Genomic DNA, 16349 nt, shown 5'->3' with positions numbered 1-16349 from the left:
AGCACTTGAGCGGGCTATCCAGCCTCAATCGCGCAACCGCCCGATTGGCTCCCGTGAATCTTTACCCATCTTTCCTACACACAAGAACACGCCAAGGGATTGCGGGCATGATCAAGGTCACGTTCATCGAACATAACGGAACGGTTCACATGGTCGACGGCGAGCCGGGCCAGACGCTGATGGAGACGGCAGTCAAGCACGCCGTACCCGGCATCGTGGCCGAATGCGGCGGCGCGTGTTCGTGTGCCACCTGTCATGTCTATGTCGACGACACGTGGAAGGAAAAAACGGGCGCGCCCTCCGAAATGGAAGAGGATATGCTAGACTTCGCGTTCGACGTGCGGGCATCGAGCCGCCTCAGCTGCCAGATCCGGCTCAAGCCTGAGCTTGACGGACTTGTCGTGCGCATTCCAGAATTCCAGAACTGATGCAGGCGGGAGAATGGCCTTGGATATGATTGTCGGGTCGGGCGTCGATGGCGCACCGGCGGAAATCGAGACGGATGCGCTCATCATCGGCGCCGGGCCGGTCGGCCTATTCGCCGTGTTCGAACTCGGACTCGTCGACATCAAGGCGCATGTGATCGACATCCTCGACAAGCCCGGCGGCCAATGCGCGGAGCTTTACCCCGAGAAGCCGATCTACGATATCCCGGCGCATCCGACGATCACCGGGCAGGCGCTCACGGACCGGCTGCTCGAACAGGCACGGCCGTTTGAACCCACGTTCCATTTCGGGCAGCGCGTCGAGTCGCTGAGGAAGACCGATGGCGGCTTCGAGGTGGAAACCGATCTCGGCACCCGGTTTCGCGCGAAGGTGGTTGTGGTCGCGGCGGGCGGCGGATCGTTCACGCCGAAGCGCCCGCCTCTCGCCGGGATCGAGGGCTTCGAGGGCGCATCGGTCTTTTACGCGGTTCGCAAGATCGACGCATTCCGCGACAAGGCGGTTCTGATCGTCGGCGGCGGCGACTCGGCGCTCGACTGGACGCTGAACCTTCAGCCGATCGCAAAGAGCGTGACGCTGATCCACCGTCGCGACGAATTTCGCGCCGCCCCCGATTCGGTGAACAAGCTGCGCGAGCTTCTCGCGGATGGCTCGGTGCGTTTCATTCAGGGGCAGCTTACGAAGCTGAACGGCGATAGCGGTGCGCTGCGTTCGGTTACGATTCGCGGGCCTGTCGGCGGCCTGGACCTCGAATACGACGTCGAGGCTGAACGGCTCCTGCCGTTCTTCGGGCTGACGATGAAGCTTGGCCCCATCGCAAATTGGGGGCTCAATCTCAACGAAAACCAGATCGCTGTCGATACGGCGCGGTTCGAGACATCGGAGCCGGGCATCTTCGCCATCGGCGACATCAACACCTATCCCGGCAAGCTGAAGCTCATCCTGTCGGGCTTTCACGAGGCCGCGCTCATGGCACAGGCCGCGCAGAAGATCGTCTATCCGGGCAAGCGCTCGGTCTTCCAATACACGACGTCGTCGTCGAGCCTCCAGCGCAAGCTCGGCGTCATATGAAAATCCCGCGAGTCGCCTCGCGGGATTGTTCTGCCTGATCGCATTCGGCTCCGAACGCCGAAGCCTATTTGCCTGCCTCGATTTCGGCGAGCGCCTGCCCCGTCAGTTCGAGGAGCTTGCGACGAAGCTCCTTGTCCTCGACGGGGACGCCCTTCGCCTTGAAGTCCGTCAGAACTTTTGCGATCACATCCTCATCGCCCGGCTCCAGAAAGTCGGAGCGGATCACATCCTTGACGTATGCGTCGGCGTCAGGGCCAGAAAGCCCCAGCTTTTCCGCCGCCCAGACGCCGAGATAGCGATTCCGCCGGGCCGTCGCCGTGAAGCGCAGATTCTCGTCGCGGGCGAATTTTGCCTCGAAAGCATTTTCGCGGTCGTCGAATGTCGTCATGGTCGGAGCCTCCCTCGGCCACATTTTGCGAGGCCCTTTAACAGAGGCGCCCGCGAAGCCATCTTTGATGAATGCCTTGCGTGAATACTGTAGCATGGATAGCGTTCGCTGGCTCGAAGTCAACATGGCCACCCGCGGAATTTGGAATCGATCTGGATTTGGGACGCGCGGCGCGTTTTCCCAGCCGTTTTCGTGTGGACGCGTGACAACGCACCAAATATGCGCTTGTAGTACCGAAATGACATCCGCCCTGATAATTTCCTTCACGAGAAGGGGGTCTCCCATGAATAACCGCCGCCGCCGCATCTACGAGGGAAAGGCGAAGGTTCTTTATGAAGGACCGGAACCCGGCACCCTCATCCAGCACTTCAAAGACGACGCCACCGCGTTCAACGCCCAGAAGCATGAGCGCTTCGAAGGCAAGGGCGTGCTGAACAATCGGATTTCCGAGTACATTTTCAGCCGCTTGAACGAGATCGGCGTGCCGACGCACTTCATCCGACGCCTCAACATGCGCGAGCAGTTGATCCGCGAAGTGGAGATCATCCCGCTCGAAGTCGTGGTGCGCAACGTCGTCGCGGGGTCGCTCGGCACGCGCCTCGGCCTCGAAGAGGGCATGCAGCTTCCGCGCTCCATCATCGAGTTCTATTACAAGGCCGACAAGCTGAACGACCCGATGGTGACGGAAGAGCACATCACCGCGTTCGGCTGGGCCGCGCCGCAGGAAATCGACGAGATGATGGCGCTCGCGCTTCGAATCAACGATTTCCTCTCCGGTCTGTTCCTCGGCATCGGCATTCGGCTGGTCGACTTCAAGGTCGAGTTCGGCCGCATTTACGATCCCGACGGGCAGGTTCGCATCGTACTCGCTGACGAGATCAGCCCCGATTGCTGCCGCCTGTGGGACATTGAGACGAAGGACAGACTCGACAAGGACCGCTTCCGCCGCGACATGGGCGGGCTTCTCGAAGCCTACTCCGAGGTTGCAAGGCGGCTCGGCATCCTGGTCGACAACCCCGCGCCGAAGCCGTCAGGCCCGGTGCTGGTGCAATCTAAATAGCTGGTGCAGCGAATTTGACATTTGAGCTTGGGTTGCGATGAGCCACTCGCTCAGATGTCAAATTCCTCCACATCGAAAAGTCGCTCGTGGTGCTTGTGAGTCCCAATCTGCTCACAAGGTGCCGCGAACGGATGCAATCGGACTAGACTTGAAGACCATGGCGGAGACGAGAATGAAGGCGCGCATCACCGTAACCCTCAAGAACGGGGTGCTCGACCCGCAAGGGCGCGCTATCGCGAACGCGCTTCACTCGCTGGGCTTTGGCGGCGTCGAGGACGTGCGCCAGGGCAAGCTCATCGAGGTGGAACTGAAGGCGACGGACGAGACGTCGGCGAAGACCGAGCTTGACGCCATGTGCCGCCAGCTTCTCGCAAACCCGGTCATCGAAAACTACAGGGTCGAGCTTCTATGAAGGCCGCCGTCATCGTATTTCCCGGTTCGAACTGCGATCGCGACGCCGCCGTCACGCTCGAAGCCGTGACGGGCGTCAAGCCCGCGATGGTCTGGCACGGCGACGAGGCGTTGCCGAAGGTCGACCTCATCGTGTTGCCGGGCGGCTTCTCCTACGGCGACTATCTCCGCTCGGGTGCAATGGCCGCACAGTCGCCCATCGTGCGCGCGGTGAAGGCCGAAGCGGAGCGCGGCGTCGCCGTGCTCGGCATCTGCAACGGGTTCCAGATCCTCACGGAGACGGGGCTTCTGCCCGGCGCGCTGATGCGCAACAGCGGCCTCAACTTCATCTGCCGCGACGTGGACCTGACGGTGGAACGCGCGGATACGGCATTCACGAACGCCTACACGCAAGGCGAACGCGTTACGATCCCCATCGCACACAAGGACGGCTCCTATTTCGCGGATGACGAGACGCTGGACAGGATCGAGGGCGAAGGACAGGTCGTTTTCCGCTATGCGACCGCTGGAGGCGGAAGCGGGAATCCGAACGGTTCCCGCCGCGACATCGCTGGCCTTATCGACCGCAGCGGGCGTATCATGGGGCTCATGCCGCACCCGGAACGCGCCGCCGATGCAGCGCTGGGCGGAATCGATGGGCGACGCCTGTTCGAATCGCTTACACGGACTTTGAACTAGCGGTTTGAATCCGACATTTACAAACGGCAGCACAGAGTTCGAGAGCAAATGCCGAAATCAAAGAACCGCCAGCAAGAATTTGTTTCTCGTGGAGCTTTGAATTTGACATTTGGGCGCGAGCGTGTGGCAGGCTGGACTCAAACGTCAAATTTGCTCCACTAGCGAGCCAGAACTTTTGCGTCTCCAAGGCAACCGCTCCAGCGAAAGGATCGCCATCATGAGTTTCGACGACGAAGTTGATGAAGTGAAGCGCGAGATGCAGACCGCAAAGCTCGACCCCGAGGCTCGCCGCGAGACCGCCGCGAAGCTCGTCGAGCGCCTGAAGGAGCAGATCGCCTCGAAGCGGCTGGACTTCGTCCTCGCCGAAGCCGAGGGCGACCCCATCGTGCAGATCAAGTACAAGCCGGACAGCGAGACGCTCGCCAACGTCTATATCCACGAGGACGGCAGCATCACCTTCCAGGCTGCGGGCGCCTCCGAAGACGCGGACGACGATGACGACGATTCGGGCTACTTCCCGAGCTATGTCGAATATATGGACGAGGAGGAATTCCTCGAAGATGCGTACGACATGCTGAAGGTCGGCGTCGCGGAATATGAACTCGACCGCGAGCAGCGCGCCGTCTGAGCGTTCGCGCCGAATCGCCTCATTCATGGCCGGGGTTCGCCCCGGTCATGTGTTCCAGCTTGATCGTCCGGGCGAACGCGTCAGGGCGCATCTAGTTTTTTTGCCGATCAGCGTGTTCGCACTCGATAAATCGGGTTAGGTGCGCGTTGATCTCTGTTTGAAGAAACGACCTCGCCTCAAACCGGGCATGCCCGCCCAGCGGGGAGATGGGTCGCGCCGTTAAAGCGGCCCGCGTACAGGATCATCTCAATGCCCGCCACCGATACCTCCGTCATCGCCACCGAAGAACTGGCCGCCGCCCACCGTATGGGCGCCGAGGAGTTCCGCCTCGCCTGCGAGAAACTCGGCCGCGCGCCGAACCTCACGGAGCTCGGCATCATCTCGGTGATGTGGTCGGAGCATTGCTCGTACAAATCGTCGCGCGTGTGGCTGAAGAAACTGCCGACAACCGGACCGCATGTCATCTGCGGACCGGGCGAAAACGCGGGCGTGATCGACATCGGCGACGGGCAGGCGATCATCTTCAAGATGGAAAGCCACAACCACCCGTCCTTCATCGAGCCTTATCAGGGCGCGGCGACGGGCGTCGGCGGCATCATGCGCGACGTGTTCACCATGGGCGCGCGGCCCATCGCACTGCTGAACGCGCTGCGCTTCGGCGAGCCGGACCACTCGAAAACGCGCCATCTCGTGGCGGGCGTCGTGGCCGGTATCGGCGACTACGGCAACTGCATGGGCGTGCCGACCGTCGGCGGCGAGACGAATTTCGACGCGCGCTACAACGGCAATATCCTCGTCAACGCGATGTGTGTCGGGCTCGCGGACGCGAACCGCATCTTCTATTCGGCGGCGGCGGGCGCGGGCAATCCCGTCGTGTATGTCGGCTCGAAGACAGGCCGCGATGGCATCCATGGCGCGACAATGGCCTCCGCCGAGTTCGACGACAACTCGCAGGAGCAGCGCCCCACCGTGCAGGTGGGCGATCCATTCGCCGAGAAATTGCTGCTCGAAGCCTGCCTCGAACTCATGGCCGAAGACGCGATCCTCGCCATTCAGGATATGGGCGCGGCTGGCCTCACCTCATCGTCCGTCGAGATGGCGGCGAAGGGCGGCTCTGGCATCGAGCTGAATCTCGACCTCGTGCCACAGCGCGAGGAAGGCATGACGGCCTACGAGATGATGCTGTCGGAGAGCCAGGAGCGCATGCTCATGGTGCTGCGCCCCGGCTCGGAGCCGCTGGCAGAGCGCATCTTCCGCAAGTGGGAACTCGACTTCGCCGTCATCGGCACGACGACAGACACCGGCCACCTCGTGCTGCGCCACAAGGGCGCGCTGGTCGCCGACCTGCCAACCGGCATCCTCGCGGACGAAGCGCCGATGTATAATCGGCCCATCGCGCCGAAGCCTGTGCCCGCCGTTGTGGCCGCCGAGGACGTGCCCGCGCCGAACAGCCTCGGCGACGCGCTCACCGCGCTCATCGGTTCGCCGCATCTCGCATCGCGTCGCTGGATCTGGGAGCAGTACGACCACATGGTCATGGACGACACCGTCGTGCGTCCCGGCTCGGACGCGGCCGTGGTGCGCATCCATGGCACGAACAAGGCCGTCGCTCTCACGACCGACGTAACGCCGCGTTACTGTTACGCGGACCCGTTCGAAGGCGGCAAGCAGGCCGTCGCGGAGACGTGGCGGAATATCACCGCAGCGGGCGGCAAGCCGCTTGCCATCACTGACTGCATGAATTTCGGCAATCCCGAGCGCCCGGAGATTATGGCGGAGTTTGCCCGCGCTATCGAGGGCATGGGCGAAGCCTGCCGCGCGCTCGAATACCCGGTCGTGTCGGGCAATGTCTCGCTCTACAATGAAACGAATGGCGAAGGCATCCTGCCCACGCCCGCGATTGGTGGCGTCGGCCTCATCGCCGATGTGTCGCGCGTGGCGACGGTTGCGCTGAAGCCGGGCGACGATGTCGTGGTGCTGATAGGTGCGGAAACCGGCCATCTCGGGCAGTCGCTCTATCAGGACTACGCGACAGGCCGTGTCGAAGGCGCGCCGCCGCCGGTCGATCTTGCCGCCGAGAAGAAGGCGGGCGATTTCGTGCGCCGCCTCATCGAGGCAGGCGTTACGGGAACGGTGCACGATATTTCGGACGGCGGCACGCTCGTCGCGCTGGCCGAGATGGCAATCGCCGGCAAACGCGGGTTGACGTACGCCCCGGCTGATGGTCTCGCTCCACATGCGGCCGCCTTTGGCGAGGAGCAAGGCCGCTATCTCGTCGGCGTGTCGCGCGATGCCGCAACCCGCGTGCTCGACGAGGCGAAGGCAGGCGGCATCCCTGCACGCATCGTGGGGGAAGTCGGCGGCGATGTCATCGCAATCGACGGCGAAAAGCCAGTGCCGGTCGGCGAGCTTCGCCGCGCACATGAGGACTGGTTTCCGACGTTCATGGGCGGCAAGCGCTAGCGCGGCGGACTTTTGCGGGGACCGGTCAAATCATTCCCCCACCGGGCGGGGATCGAGCCACGCGAAGCGATGCGGCGGGGATGGTGTCCACCCGCCGAGTCAGTTTGACCGCTAGTCTCTAAAGCGCATCCATTTTAAACGGGGTCATAGCAGCAGGCTGCGAAGTAGTTCTGACATTCGTTTGGTAAACCGTGTGCGAAACCGAAATTGTGCACCATCGCAACAGCGTCATTCGGATGACATTTCAAGTCTTCCAAGTTCAAGCTTTTGCCGATAGCCACCTCACACACCTCCATATCGGCAAAGGCCGTGGGGATGCCGCGCTTTATAGGCCGCGAGCTTGGCGCGGTTCTGCGTGACTATGGTAACCCGCGCAAAAAGCGCTTTAGCTGTGAGCGCGCAAATACTCATATCGAGTTCTCGCGCAATTCGGTGATGATCGCCGCTTCACGCTGTGAAAACGTGAAGATGTTATTGGCCTTCTTTACTCGCACCTTCTTCCCTCGCGCCTTCATAGCAAATCCTCCCTCAAAAGGTGTTCGGATAATCGGCACCTACCAGCTTGAGCAGCGTTACCGCCGTTCGAAAATTCCATGCGTCTTGGCCATCAGCGTAGGCTTCGAGGAACCGCTGCGCCAAATCGGGCCTTTCTAGGTCGGCGAGCATGTCGAGCAGTCCAAGTGTCAAAGCGGTTCGCTTGAACGGCTGTTGTTTGCACCCGCTATCGCGCGCGAGTTCTTCGAGGCATTCGCTGACAATCAGCCTATTCGACTGGAGCCACGAGATCTTGCTGGTCGTCGGCGTGACTTCGACGTTGAAAGTGGCGCACTTCTGGCTGTGCCAGCCGCATGCCGTTCGTTCGGGCCTATCTGCGGGAGAGCCAGGAGATGGCGTTCGACCCGCATGACCGCGCGACATCTACGACAGTGAGGCGGGGAAGAAAACGATCCAGTGAATCGTTTTACCGCCGAACGAAGACGGCGGTGTACGCGATCTCTCTCGGCAAGCAGCGGCGCCTGTCTGGCCGCGATCAGTGCATCGCGTCAGTTCAACCAGCGCTTTATGCGGAGCTTGGTTATTGCCCTTTGCGCAACCAGGCGACCAGTTCCGTTCCATCTCACCAGCCGCATCTACGAGAGAACCTCGATCATCGTCACGACGAACCTCGCCTTCGGTGAAGGCCGAGCGTGTTCGGGACGCGAAGATAACTTGGAGCTTATCTACTCGCAAGGCGCAGGAGTGGTTGTAATTGCACCGGTGTTGAACAAACGAATCCGATATCCAATGCCATGGATTCTTGATTAGAAGCAGAATACTAGTGAAGTGCGATACAGGTTGTAATCTTAATTGCTGCAATCGTGGATAAACAGTTGGCTGCGCCCGAATAGGATTGCATTTGCGTTTTTATCCCGTAGAAGTTGTATGGCTATTGGTTAAAGCTGGTATGGTGCGCACGGATGCCTCGCTTGGGTCTTCTGATCTTGGATGTTAGCCTCGCCGGTGTCGGAAGCCTGTTGGCCCTAGCGCTCAGAGAGAATTTTGACCTGACGCGTGATCGCTTGTTAGAGTTTCTCCCCTATTTTACTGCCACTGTAGCGGTGGCTTTTCTTGTTTTTGCTATTGGCGGGATTACTCGTGCCATCTGGAGATTCAGTAGCCAGCCGGAATATTTGAAGATAACTGCGACATTGATACTGGTTATCATTGGCGCGGTCTTGATAACGTTCGCCTACAATCGCCTTGACGGTGTTGCTCGTTCCTTGCCACTCATTCAATGCCTGGTATGTGTGGCATTGTTGATCGGCGCGCGTGTTCTTCACAAGATCGCCCACGATGGCCGGCAGATCCGCAAAGCCTCGGCAGGTTTCCTCCGACATACTGATGCCGAGCCGGTCTCGACACTTTTGGTCGTAGGCATTTCCAAGCTTGCCGAAACTTACCTGCAGGCAATCACTGAACTGGCCCCTGGCCGCATCGTGATAGCGGGTGTAGTCGGTCGGACCGATCGCCATGTTGGGCGGCTCGTTGCCACTCATCCTGTCCTGGGCGAACTTCGAGATATCGACGATATCCTCAATGACCTTGAAGTGCATGGGATCGCTATCGACAAAATCGTCGTTGCGACCTCTTTCGATGCGCTCACGGCTGTGGACCGCGCTACTCTGCTAACTCTGGAGCGCTCCAGAAACATCACTGTGCAATTCCTGGCGGAGCACTTGGGCCTCGATTTGAAGCCGCAAGCAACACCCTATCGGTCGAATTGCCGGTCGGAGCTCAGCTTTGAAATTCCACCCCTTGAGCTTCGAGAGATAGGCAAGCGGCGTTACTGGAAGGTCAAGAGAGCAATCGATGCAATTGTTGCTTTCGCAGCGCTCGTAATATTCTCTCCCTTCATCGTGATCGTGGCCTTCGTCGTGGCGGCCACTGTTGGCTTTCCAGTCATATTCTGGCAACAGCGGCCGGGGCTCGGCGGCACGCCCTTCAGGCTTTACAAATTCCGCACCATGAAAGCGGCTCACACCTTCGATGGCCGCCGGCTTTCCGACGACGAGCGTCTCTCAAGCATCGGCACCCTGATGCGCAGGGTGCGCATGGACGAGTGGCCCCAGCTCTTCAATATCATGCGGGGCGACATGTCCATTATCGGTCCGCGACCGCTGTTGCCCTGTGATCAGTCAGAAGCTTACAGGGCGCGCCTGCTTGTGCGCCCTGGGCTCACAGGATGGGCGCAAGTTGTTGGCGGGCGGACGATTTCTCCCGAAGATAAGGCCGCTCTCGACGTCTGGTACGTTCGCAACGCGAGCTTGCGCCTGGATCTTGAGATCGCTGCAAGGACCATACCGATGGTTCTGTTCGGGGAACGAATCTGCATCCCCGCAATCGAACGGGCTTGGCGCGACTTGAGCGCTGGCGGCGTCCTGAAGGGAACACTTGCTTACAAAACAGAAAATGCCTTGTAGCGCAATAAACGACCATAGCTCTTCGCAATCTCAAAGTCATACGCATTAGCCGCAATAAAGCATGCCATCAAGGTAGCAGTTTCCATCGTATATGGCGCTATTTTGACTATCAATTGTCTGACAGCTTCGGGTGAATGCGTTTCACCCGAAGTGCGGTAGCTTGGGTGAGAGCGCCTGCTGACGACCACAAAGCTTCGAGACCAGCGGTGTTCGTCCTTGACCGGATCGTCTCTCCCCCTTCGCAAGACATTTTGCTCAACGAGCTCCCAAGGTATTCAGCTAATGGATCTGAGCGACAAAACTATTGGAGTCATCGGCCTCGGGTATGTCGGGCTTCCGCTTGCCGTCGAGTTCGGCAAGATACGGTCCGTCGTCGGTTTCGATGTCAGCGCCGCCCGTGTTGCGGACCTTCGCGAAGGGATCGACCGCACGCGGGAAGTCGAACCGCATGAGCTGGCCGCCGCCCGCTATCTGACCTACACGACTTCTCTGGAAGAGCTTCGATCCTGCGGGGTCTTCATCGTCGCCGAATCCCGCTGATATTATGACCGCAGAGATCTGCAATGACCGTATCACAATATAAACGACACCGAAAATATGCTCGATTCTTATTCGACCGAGCGCGATACCTTTCTCAAATTTCAACCCGACGCAACGTGCTTTCGTTTTCGCATGGCTTTCCCAGCTCTGGTCATGTAATGGTGAAGATATGCGATGCTTTAAATATAAGGATTTCCAATACGTTATTGTCACCTGGTAGCGCTACAATCTTTTTTCCTCTTACTGATGATATCTATCCACGCCAGCCCGACCATTTCATCAATGGCCGCTGCACAAATATTGATAAAGATGTCGTCGCAGATTATCAGCTGCAAGCATTCGGTTATGGCTACACGGTTGATCCGCTAAATGTAACAGGCCATTATGTTCGAAAATCGATAAGAAATGCAGCGCACGATGGATGTATTTTGTATGAACCTGAAATTCCCAAGCACGGCTTTTTTTATCAAAAACTAATTTGTACCGAGGTTGGCGATGAGGTCGAGGAAATCAGGGTCCTGGTCATCGGGACTGTTCTCGATATCTGCTATCTGAAGCGCCACCCGCTTTCAGAGCGCTTCGCTATCCCATCAAACTCTGTCCAGATACTGCCAACCCGATCCCTACTATCGCAGGAAGAAGTTGACGCTATATGCAGAATGTGCGCGATGATTGGCATGGAATATGGAGAAATCGATGTAATGCGCGATAGAAACAATGGTCTAGCATATGTTATCGATATGAACCGCACACCCGGTGGCCCCCCAATTGCATTCACGAGATCTGAGCGTGATGGCGTGGTAAAACGGCTCGCCGAAGCGTTTACCTCGGAGTTTGGTAAGAGGATTTTGGATATATAAATAACGGCTTATCGACCTAAGATGTTCAGTCCCGGCATTTGATGGATTGGATCGATCTTGAATCTTTCCGGCTCATTCGTCCAGCATTTACAGATGAACTCATAAGGCGTGAGGCCTTTGAGGGTCTTTAGTCGGCGAGCAAAGTTATAGGCGTTGATGAAGTCCGATAGGTGGGTTTCGAGCTGCTCGTGACGGTCGTAGTGATAGCGTTTGACCGTCGCCTCCTTGATCGTCCGGTTCATTCGCTCGACCTGGCCGTTTGTCCAGGGATGCTTGACCTTGGTGAGGCGGTGCTCAATGCCGTTCTCGCTGCATCGCATGTCGAACATGTGCGTCATGTATCTGGCCGTTGGTCCATCGGCATAACGCGGCGGAAACGTGAACTGGATGCCGTTGTCGGTGAGCACCGTGTGAATCTTGTAGGGAACTGCCTCTATCAGGGCGACGAGGAAGGCTGAAGCGGACGTCCTGCCGGTCTTTTTGACGAGTTGCACGAAGGCGAATTTGCTCGTGCGGTCAATGGCGACGTAGAGATAGAGCTTGCCTTCGGCCGTCTGCACTTCGGCTATGTCGACATGAAAATAGCCGATCGGATAGGACTTGAACTTCTTCCTGGCGGGCTTGTCGCCTTCGACGTCCGGCAGCCGAGAAATACCGTGGCGTTGAAGACAGCGATGCAGCGACGAGCGAGTCAGATGCGGTATCGTCGCCTGTAGCGCATAGAGGCAATCGTCGAGCGGCAAGAGCGTATGCTTGCGGAAGGCGACGATTATCGCCTCTTCCTCGACCGACAGAACCGTGGATTTCGGCTCTTTCGGTCCAGTCGGCACATCGGCGACGGATGAGCGCTTCTTCCATTTCGAGACCGTCTTCGTGTTGATGCCGTAGCGCTTGGCCAGGGCCCTCAAGCTCTCTTGACTATGCTGTATCGCTCGACGGACCGCCTCAGTCGTTGTGGCGCTCCCATGAAGAATTTGTCCCATAGCGCATCCTTCCAGCCGAGGGAGAATAATGCACCATCAAATGCCGGGATCAAACATCTAAAGATTATTGCTATGAACAGAGATCGTGCTTGTCTGAAAGAAATCGATGTAATTTTCATACAAAGCCACTTTCATCTCGGTGGAATAGAAGTACTAGAGATGAAGCTTATAGAGCAATTCTTGCGATTCGGCATTGCGGTTACAGTGGCGTGTCGAGAGAACGATATTTTAAAAAATACTGATGGACTTCGGATTTTTTCTCACAATGGATACCCAGATTTGATCTCAAGGGCCAATCAGTTAATTGCTTCCAATGCAAAGAGAGTTATATTTGTCAGCTTGCATCCCTCCGCTGCGGTCGCGGCTGAGCTCTTGGCACGAATGGTTCTGCGGCGCCGGAGGGAAACGCTGGTCGTCCATCATTTTCACTGGGTAAGCCATTCTCGTGCATTTTTCTTCAGTCGAAGCGGGATTATTCGAAAGTTAATGCGGGAACTTTTCTTTATTTTACCAAAGCGCTCTACCCACTTCATGAATGATGCCGCCCTCAACGCTCATCAAGCATTCTGGCGCATCTGTTTAAGGGGGTATCCTGTACTGCGGATTGTAGGGCGGGAGCCGACTACAACCTACTCTTCAGAGAATAATGCCGAAGCGACGCGCACTTGTAATAAGCGCGCTGCGCTCCGCATCGTGTCGGTTGGACGCTTTGTTGCATTCAAAAGTTATAACATGAACGCTGCAATGGTCATTAGGCAACTACGAGACGATGGCATCGATGCTACATGGGACATCTGGGGTTATGGCCCCGAGGAATCCGCCATCGTTTCGACAACGCAAAGATATGGCGTAATGGACTACGTCAGGCTTTGCGGCCCCTTACCACACGCCATGTTTGACCAAACCGTGTCTTCATATGACGTTTTCGTTGGAATGGGCACTGCCGTTCTAGAGGCTGCGAAAACCGGCATGCCTGTTTGTGTTGCAGTCGAAAATCAGGGGGATGCATGTTACGGCCATCTGCACGAGGCGCCCACGGATAGTGTTGGAGATCGCGTTGATGGATTTCCTGAGCGGAAACTTCACGACGTCCTGCGGTCGGTTGCCGCACTGACTTCTCAAGAACGAGCGAGAATTGGCCAAAAGGATAACTTGGCAGCGCGACTGAGGGAATCGACCCTTGACGAGTTTGCTGATGCAATACTGAGGGCTGAAAAGATGACGACGTTGTCAATATTCGAAAATGTCGTCCTATGGGTTGGAAAATGTTATCTGCAAGCCAATCACTTGAGGCACCAAAAGCGTACATTTCCGTCTGTCACTCGTTTGACTAATATTTTCAAGTCGCGTCGCCTATGATTGATAATACTACAACCAGCCGGACGGCCGTTAATATCCGGGAAGTATCCGGCTGGCGTACCAAAACGGGTGTCATTTGATAACGCCTTTCAGAAAACGGGAGGCATTGATGACGCCCCGATGTTACGAACTGACGGACCTTGAATGGAGATCCTGCTGCCGTTTCTGCCGAACAAGCCGCGCGGCGTGCCGCGTGTGACGACCGGCGCGTGCTGAACGGCATCCTCTGGCGGTTCCGCACCGGCTCACCTTGGGTCGTCATGCTCAAACGCCTGACCCAGCCAAGCTAAAAGCCCGGAACATAAACCTCTCAGGCAAGCTCGCGGCGCGGAAGGGATCGCGCAACGTGCGGATCACCGACAGCGTAGGCAGTGTCATCTCGCGAACCGTGCCAATTCTCCCTCGCGGATATGTGCCTCGCTAGCAATGCACTGATACGCAGCCTTCCTCACCCCGTCGTCAAACTTGCCTGATAGCTCCGATGAGCACGCCATGACTACGTCCCGCCCGCGCATCATCATCTCCATCAATACGGCCTGGAACATCGCCAACTTCCGGGCCGGGCTTATCGCTGCGCTGGTCGCGGAGGGCTACGACGTCGTTGCGATTGCGCCGCCTGATGGGCATGTCCCCCGGCTCGAAGCGATGGGCTGCCAGTTCATCCCACTGCCTATAGACAGCAAGGGCACGAACCCAGCGAAAGATGCTTCACTGTTCCTGCGCTACCTGTCGATCCTCAGACGGGAGCGGCCAGTCGCCTATCTCGGATATACGGTAAAGCCCAATGTTTACGGGTCGCTAGCGGCGCAGCGGCTCGCCATTCCAGTGATCAATAATGTCTCGGGGCTCGGCACCGCCTTCATCCGCAACACATGGCTCACGAAGATCGTCAAGCGGCTTTACGGGACCGCCCTCGCCAACTCGCACTGCGTGTTCTTCCAGAACGACGACGACCGCGGACTATTTGTCTCCGCGGGCTTGGTGGCGGCCGAGCAGACCCGACTGGTACCGGGCTCCGGTATCGACCTTACCCGGTTCGCCCCAGTTGAGGGTGAACCCGGCATGAATAGTAACAGCTGCCGGTTCCTGCTGATCGCGCGTCTCGTCTTTGACAAGGGCGTGCGCGAATACGTCGATGCTGCGCGAATAGTGCAAGCAGCACGACCTGATGCTTCGTTTCAGATGATGGGCTTCCTTGACGTGGAGAACCGCACCGCGGTCTCACGCACCGATGTCGACCGATGGGTGGCTGAAGGCGTCATTGATTTTCTGGGACAGGCCGACGACGTGCGCCCGCACATCGCGGCCGCCGATTGCGTCGTCCTGCCGTCCTATCGCGAGGGCACTCCACGCACGCTGCTCGAGGCGGCGGCGCTTGGAAAGCCGATCGTCGCAACCGATGTACCGGGCTGCCGGGAAGTCGTGGACGACGGCGAAAACGGGCTCCTCTGCCGCGTGCGCGATGCCAACGACTTGGCAGCAAAGATGATCGAAATCATCGACATGGGGTACGCGCGACGGCTGGCAATGGGGCATGCCGGACGCGTCAAGATGGAACGCCAGTTCGACGAGCGCCTGGTCACAGACGCCTACCTCGCCGCCCTGCGCGAATGCGTGGGGCGTACGCCGAGGATATCCGTTAGCCGGGTGCGCTTGATTTCGGGCACCGATAGCTGGCGGTCGGCGGCTTCAAGTTCGAACAAATAGCGCTCGATGCTCGCCTTGATCCTGACAAAAAGTACTATTTGATTAGAAATACCTACGCGCGTTAAGAAATTGGGTGTTATGTTGTTACCTGTTAATTCAAAGTGGGTTGTGCTGACAACGCATCCGCACCGGGAAAATTTTGCAGTCGAAAATCTGGCGAGGCAAGACTTCACCGCTTACTGCCCAATGACGGTAAAGCATGTCCGCCATGCTCGCCGGGCTTATGATGCGCCGCGGCCGCTTTTTCCGGGGTATGTTTTTGTCGAGCATCAGAGCGCGTTCCAATACTTGCGGCCTATCCTGGGAACCTACGGCGTGCGCTCGATATTGCGAATCGGCGATAGCCCTGCCGTGCTTCCAGTCGGTTTCATCGAGAGTCTCAAGGCTCGCGAAATGGACGGTGTTATTTCAAAGCCAGAAGCACCTTTAAAGGCGGGTCAGACTGTAACGATAAGCGGCGGCCCTTTCGACGGCTTGGTGGGACAAATCCTCGAATTTCGGGAACGTGATCGCGTCCTTTTGCTCCTTGATTTACTCAATCAACAAACCAGGGTCCAGGTCGAGGCCAAGATGTTGATTGCGAAGTAGAAAAAACCAAATTTGGCCCAGTCAAGCCAGTAGACATGCCGCGAGCAAGAAAAGGTCGCTGCTGTCAGCACGTGTCCGCTATCTCGATCACGAATGATAAGCATTCATCGCTGTACGTGATCCGATTTTTGAGTTGTAGCGCAAAGTATTGACCCACGCCGTGTAGTACTGGAACCGCCCCCATTCCTGCTACCACGCTTTGTCCTCGT

16 protein-coding genes and 2 pseudogenes are annotated in these 16349 nt (G+C 57.9%); 16 read left to right on the top strand and 2 right to left on the bottom strand.

What is annotated here, in order from left to right; all coding sequences use genetic code 11:
- Nucleotides 1-107: 107 nt before the first annotated feature.
- Nucleotides 108-428 (top strand): 2Fe-2S iron-sulfur cluster-binding protein, encoded by a 321-nt coding sequence (locus RVAN_RS02195; RefSeq protein ID WP_013418132.1) that lies wholly within the window; start codon nt 108-110, stop codon nt 426-428.
- Between the two features lie 13 nt (nt 429-441).
- The gene (locus tag RVAN_RS02190; protein ID WP_013418131.1) at nt 442-1515 is read left to right on the top strand and encodes an NAD(P)/FAD-dependent oxidoreductase; all 1074 of its coding nucleotides are present in this window, start codon (nt 442-444) and stop codon (nt 1513-1515) included.
- Between the two features lie 64 nt (nt 1516-1579).
- Here RVAN_RS02190 and RVAN_RS02185 read toward each other — a convergent pair whose 3' ends face one another.
- The gene (locus RVAN_RS02185; protein WP_013418130.1) at nt 1580-1903 is read right to left on the bottom strand and encodes a DUF1476 domain-containing protein; all 324 of its coding nucleotides are present in this window, start codon (nt 1901-1903) and stop codon (nt 1580-1582) included.
- Nucleotides 1904-2186: 283 nt separating this feature from the next.
- Between RVAN_RS02185 and purC the strand changes: the two genes are divergently transcribed.
- The 10 genes and pseudogenes from purC to RVAN_RS19980 all read left to right on the top strand — a co-directional run bounded on the left by purC (nt 2187) and on the right by RVAN_RS19980 (nt 11503).
- Entirely contained in the window at nt 2187-2963 is a 777-nt protein-coding gene (gene purC, locus RVAN_RS02180) for a phosphoribosylaminoimidazolesuccinocarboxamide synthase (protein ID WP_013418129.1), read from the top strand.
- A 172-nt stretch (nt 2964-3135) separates the two neighbouring features.
- On the top strand, nt 3136-3375 hold the full coding sequence (purS, locus tag RVAN_RS02175) for a phosphoribosylformylglycinamidine synthase subunit PurS (protein ID WP_013418128.1): 240 nt from the start codon (nt 3136-3138) through the stop codon (nt 3373-3375).
- Nucleotides 3372-4052 (top strand): phosphoribosylformylglycinamidine synthase subunit PurQ, encoded by a 681-nt coding sequence (gene purQ / locus RVAN_RS02170; protein ID WP_013418127.1) that lies wholly within the window; start codon nt 3372-3374, stop codon nt 4050-4052. The genes purS and purQ overlap by 4 nt, the downstream gene beginning before the upstream one ends.
- Before the next feature lie 217 nt (nt 4053-4269).
- Nucleotides 4270-4680, top strand: coding sequence for a hypothetical protein (locus RVAN_RS02165; protein ID WP_013418126.1), 411 nt, complete (start codon nt 4270-4272; stop codon nt 4678-4680).
- A gap of 249 nt (nt 4681-4929) precedes the next feature.
- Nucleotides 4930-7143: a phosphoribosylformylglycinamidine synthase subunit PurL gene (gene purL, locus RVAN_RS02160; protein ID WP_013418125.1), complete on the top strand. Its 2214-nt coding sequence runs from the start codon at nt 4930-4932 to the stop codon at nt 7141-7143.
- Between the two features lie 315 nt (nt 7144-7458).
- Nucleotides 7459-7797 (top strand): hypothetical protein, encoded by a 339-nt coding sequence (locus RVAN_RS19990; protein ID WP_155942324.1) that lies wholly within the window; start codon nt 7459-7461, stop codon nt 7795-7797.
- 424 nt (nt 7798-8221) lie between these two features.
- Nucleotides 8222-8322 (top strand): annotated as a pseudogene (locus RVAN_RS21090) (IS21-like element helper ATPase IstB); the annotation flags it as partial.
- 278 nt (nt 8323-8600) lie between these two features.
- The gene (locus tag RVAN_RS18625; protein ID WP_013418091.1) at nt 8601-10103 is read left to right on the top strand and encodes a sugar transferase; all 1503 of its coding nucleotides are present in this window, start codon (nt 8601-8603) and stop codon (nt 10101-10103) included.
- Nucleotides 10104-10385: 282 nt separating this feature from the next.
- Nucleotides 10386-10643 carry a UDP-glucose/GDP-mannose dehydrogenase gene (locus RVAN_RS02145; protein WP_013418122.1) on the top strand — a complete coding sequence of 86 codons (258 nt, stop codon included), beginning with the start codon at nt 10386-10388 and terminating at the stop codon, nt 10641-10643.
- 23 nt (nt 10644-10666) lie between these two features.
- Entirely contained in the window at nt 10667-11503 is an 837-nt protein-coding gene (locus tag RVAN_RS19980) for a hypothetical protein (protein WP_013418121.1), read from the top strand.
- 8 nt (nt 11504-11511) lie between these two features.
- On the opposite strand, the gene RVAN_RS02135 is transcribed toward RVAN_RS19980, so the two are convergent.
- Complete coding sequence (locus tag RVAN_RS02135) at nt 11512-12486, bottom strand: IS481 family transposase (protein WP_013418120.1); 975 nt, start codon at nt 12484-12486, stop codon at nt 11512-11514.
- On the opposite strand from RVAN_RS02135, the gene RVAN_RS19975 reads away from it, so the two are divergent.
- From RVAN_RS19975 to RVAN_RS02120, 4 genes and pseudogenes are all read left to right on the top strand, one after another.
- Nucleotides 12469-13845, top strand: a complete 1377-nt coding sequence (locus RVAN_RS19975) for a hypothetical protein (RefSeq protein WP_155942323.1) — start codon at nt 12469-12471, stop codon at nt 13843-13845. The two genes, RVAN_RS02135 and RVAN_RS19975, sit on opposite strands and share 18 nt — an antisense overlap.
- A gap of 109 nt (nt 13846-13954) precedes the next feature.
- Nucleotides 13955-14132 (top strand): annotated as a pseudogene (locus RVAN_RS19450) (transposase); the annotation flags it as partial.
- A 205-nt stretch (nt 14133-14337) separates the two neighbouring features.
- Nucleotides 14338-15552 (top strand): glycosyltransferase family 4 protein, encoded by a 1215-nt coding sequence (locus RVAN_RS02125; protein ID WP_013418118.1) that lies wholly within the window; start codon nt 14338-14340, stop codon nt 15550-15552.
- 78 nt (nt 15553-15630) lie between these two features.
- On the top strand, nt 15631-16140 hold the full coding sequence (locus tag RVAN_RS02120) for a transcription termination/antitermination NusG family protein (RefSeq protein WP_041788041.1): 510 nt from the start codon (nt 15631-15633) through the stop codon (nt 16138-16140).
- The last annotated feature ends 209 nt before the right edge of the window (nt 16141-16349 follow it).

Source organism: Rhodomicrobium vannielii ATCC 17100, assembly GCF_000166055.1.
Lineage (GTDB): Bacteria > Pseudomonadota > Alphaproteobacteria > Rhizobiales > Rhodomicrobiaceae > Rhodomicrobium > Rhodomicrobium vannielii.
Note: the sequence above shows the minus strand (reverse complement) of the source record. Positions and strands in the feature narration are given on the sequence as shown.

Bases quoted from the DNA above. Each gene is read 5' to 3' on its own strand.
- purS (WP_013418128.1), top strand. From the start codon at position 3,136: ATGAAGGCGCGCATCACCGTAACCCTCAAGAACGGGGTGCTCGACCCG.
- RVAN_RS18625 (WP_013418091.1), top strand. From the start codon at position 8,601: ATGCCTCGCTTGGGTCTTCTGATCTTGGATGTTAGCCTCGCCGGTGTC.
- RVAN_RS19975 (WP_155942323.1), top strand. From the start codon at position 12,469: ATGAAGAATTTGTCCCATAGCGCATCCTTCCAGCCGAGGGAGAATAAT.
- RVAN_RS02190 (WP_013418131.1), top strand. From the start codon at position 442: ATGGCCTTGGATATGATTGTCGGGTCGGGCGTCGATGGCGCACCGGCG.
- RVAN_RS02185 (WP_013418130.1), bottom strand. From the start codon at position 1,903: ATGACGACATTCGACGACCGCGAAAATGCTTTCGAGGCAAAATTCGCC.
- purL (WP_013418125.1), top strand. From the start codon at position 4,930: ATGCCCGCCACCGATACCTCCGTCATCGCCACCGAAGAACTGGCCGCC.
- RVAN_RS02145 (WP_013418122.1), top strand. From the start codon at position 10,386: ATGGATCTGAGCGACAAAACTATTGGAGTCATCGGCCTCGGGTATGTC.
- RVAN_RS02135 (WP_013418120.1), bottom strand. From the start codon at position 12,486: ATGGGACAAATTCTTCATGGGAGCGCCACAACGACTGAGGCGGTCCGT.
- RVAN_RS02120 (WP_041788041.1), top strand. From the start codon at position 15,631: ATGTTGTTACCTGTTAATTCAAAGTGGGTTGTGCTGACAACGCATCCG.
- purC (WP_013418129.1), top strand. From the start codon at position 2,187: ATGAATAACCGCCGCCGCCGCATCTACGAGGGAAAGGCGAAGGTTCTT.
- RVAN_RS19980 (WP_013418121.1), top strand. From the start codon at position 10,667: ATGACCGTATCACAATATAAACGACACCGAAAATATGCTCGATTCTTA.
- RVAN_RS02195 (WP_013418132.1), top strand. From the start codon at position 108: ATGATCAAGGTCACGTTCATCGAACATAACGGAACGGTTCACATGGTC.
- RVAN_RS02125 (WP_013418118.1), top strand. From the start codon at position 14,338: ATGACTACGTCCCGCCCGCGCATCATCATCTCCATCAATACGGCCTGG.
- RVAN_RS19990 (WP_155942324.1), top strand. From the start codon at position 7,459: ATGCCGCGCTTTATAGGCCGCGAGCTTGGCGCGGTTCTGCGTGACTAT.
- purQ (WP_013418127.1), top strand. From the start codon at position 3,372: ATGAAGGCCGCCGTCATCGTATTTCCCGGTTCGAACTGCGATCGCGAC.
- RVAN_RS02165 (WP_013418126.1), top strand. From the start codon at position 4,270: ATGAGTTTCGACGACGAAGTTGATGAAGTGAAGCGCGAGATGCAGACC.